This window comes from Atopococcus tabaci DSM 17538 (assembly GCF_000429585.1).
Lineage (GTDB): Bacteria > Bacillota > Bacilli > Lactobacillales > Carnobacteriaceae_A > Atopococcus > Atopococcus tabaci.
This window is the reverse complement of the sequence record NZ_AUCD01000114.1, coordinates 1-2,413: the sequence shown is the minus strand read 5'-3', so window position 1 is coordinate 2,413 and position 2,413 is coordinate 1. Positions and strand designations below refer to the sequence as shown.

Here is a 2,413-nt window from a genome sequence, read left to right as displayed (position 1 = left end):
ACATACACGATTATTTATCGTGTGTAAGTGCGCCCTTTTTACTTTAGTCGTCTCCGTACTAAGCCGGTTGTGTCGGAATTTCTATATTTTTTGAAAAGCATTTATAAAAATATATCTTTATTTCTTATCACGTGATATATTTAACAAGTGATATATTTAACAAGCAATATATTACATAAAAAGAGGTGTTGTCATGAAGACCGGTAAAAAGCATTTGTCAATTCTCTTAATTTTCTCATTGCTATTTGGTGTTTTTAGTCTAACTAGTTCTACAGTAGTAAATGCAGAGATTTCTGCTGATTTAAATGAACAAGATAGTCAAGTTATAGTTTCGGATGAAGGAATTTTCGTGGATGGGATTTTTTATTCTGAAGAAACATTTGAAGAGTTATTAGCTACTTCTCCGTACACTGAAACTCAATATGATCTTGAATATACGGAGCCTGTTTCTTCCGAAATTAGTACAATGTCAATATCAGCGAGTATTGGAGGAATCGGGGCAGGATTAATTAAAGGCACTTGGTGGATTCCAGGCATAGGAAAAGTAGTAGTAACAGCAGTAGGCTCTGTTATAGTTGCAGGAGCTGTTATCAAGAGTGGAACTTGGGTTCACAACAAAGTGAAAGCCTACTTTGCTGAGAGATCTTATGAAAACGCTAAGAAGAAAGGATCTAAAGCTCCAAAACACTCAAATCAATCTACTGCTTCTGGCAGCTCTCTGTCTAGAACAGGAACTCCATTGTCTTCAAGAGACTTGTTGGATAACAAAGGTACTAAACAAAGAAGATACTACGGAAAAAATGGACAAGCAGAACTAGATATTGATTATAGACATGCTGGAAATTATAAGTTCCCTCATAGACACACATGGAAAAACGGCGTGAGAAGTGGCCATTAAGGAGGAATATAAAAGTTATGAAGAAAGAATTTGATGATATTCCTGCAGGTACACCTTTAGAATTTGATCACCTTGTTTTTTATTTAAGGCAGGGAAGAGAAATCGAATTTATTTATGATGGAGAAGAATATTTTATATCAAATTCCAAAGAAGGGCGAGCTCTTTGGAAGGAAACTATCCAGCTAAGTGATTATTTTGAAATAGACGATTTAGAGGCACTGAGTAATATAAAAATTAAGAACAAAAATTTAGCTGATATTTTCAAAAATAGTGAAGGTATTGTTCAGACTGTATTTTAATCATACTTTCTAAGGTGTTTAGTCATAAGAGCCTTTTGTGTAGGAATTGATCTTTTTCTATCCATATGATTATGTCCTCTCATTAGGCAATGTATTATGAGCATGAGTATTTCTTTTTTTCTACATTTATGTGATAATACAACTGAGCAAATAGTGCATGGCTAAGCCAAAAGCCCCCAGTCGGATCAGGACTGGGGGCTTTTTTTTACGTTCCTTGCGGATTAACGGGCAGGCTAACTGTCATTTTTATCGTTATCGCTGTTTAACCATTTGATGATGTAGTGAGCGGCTACAGCACCCATAACAGCAACAATAAGCTCGGCAAAATAGTGCATGGCTAACCCTCCTTTCATGCTGAGGTTTTCAGCCAAAAGGATGACAGCTCACTTAGTATAGCACCCTTTTCTCTTTCTAAAAAACTTAGAAAGAGAATGGATTGAGAGGCTTTTGATGTATGATTAAAAAAACGATAGAAGAGGTGGAAACGGTGAGCAAACAAGTCGAGGAGTTTCAAAAAGAATTCTTGCGGATACTGGAAATCAGGAGCGAACACGTTGTGGAAGCATTGGATGACAACACGAAAACAGACGAGCAGAAGCTGCAGCGGATTCAAGGGCGATTGACTTATGACACTGGCCACTTAAACAATTTATTGTTGAATATGGAAGAGAAAATGCGTGAAAAAGAGCGCCTCCTAGACGAAATAAAGGCGATAGAAAGCTTACATTTTAGAATCCTCCGCCACATTTATCTCGATCCGGAATAAAACGGCTTAAAATTCGATTCTCAGCGCTTTTAATGCTTTCTAGTATATTTACCTGTCCAAAGATTTAAAAGCGCTGAGAACGCTCAAAAACAGTTTAAAACAACGCACGAATGTCTGTCTGTTAGTTGAATATACTTTTTTCCTTGCTTCTTTCTAATTCTTCTGAAAATCCCTCAAAAATGCTTTCTAAGAGTCCGAATCATCTTCGAATTATCTTTCTATCCAGAAACCCTTTATTCTTCTCAAATCGGTTTTTTCTCGGGTTTTTAGGGGCTTCAGTGCCCCTAAACGAGCGAAGCGAGCAATAACTGAGTAAAGATGTTGAAGAAAGGAACGAGTAAAGAGCAGAAAATGACGGCTTCTGGATTTGGTTGACTCCTTGCCAATGTTCTTGATCTTTTTTAATGCTCTTTGAAGGCTTGCGTTAGCAAGGCTTCCTTTTGATTTTAA

The 2,413-nt window shown here is 36.8% G+C and carries 4 protein-coding genes; 3 read left to right on the top strand and 1 reads right to left on the bottom strand.

Annotated features, from left to right (window positions below; genetic code table 11):
- Window positions 1-193: 193 nt before the first annotated feature.
- The 3 genes from G470_RS0111495 to G470_RS0111480 all read left to right on the top strand — a co-directional run bounded on the left by G470_RS0111495 (window position 194) and on the right by G470_RS0111480 (window position 1,963).
- A complete protein-coding gene (locus G470_RS0111495) occupies window positions 194-898 on the top strand; it encodes a hypothetical protein (RefSeq protein ID WP_028274915.1) in 705 nt (234 codons plus the stop codon).
- A 17-nt stretch (window positions 899-915) separates the two neighbouring features.
- A complete protein-coding gene (locus G470_RS0111490; RefSeq protein ID WP_028274914.1) occupies window positions 916-1,197 on the top strand; it encodes a hypothetical protein in 282 nt (93 codons plus the stop codon).
- A gap of 454 nt (window positions 1,198-1,651) precedes the next feature.
- On the top strand, window positions 1,652-1,963 hold the full coding sequence (locus G470_RS0111480; RefSeq protein WP_028274913.1) for a hypothetical protein: 312 nt from the start codon (window positions 1,652-1,654) through the stop codon (window positions 1,961-1,963).
- A 210-nt stretch (window positions 1,964-2,173) separates the two neighbouring features.
- On the opposite strand, the gene G470_RS14755 is transcribed toward G470_RS0111480, so the two are convergent.
- Window positions 2,174-2,413: hypothetical protein (locus tag G470_RS14755; protein ID WP_035445671.1), on the bottom strand; the 240-nt coding region annotated here is incomplete at its 5' end.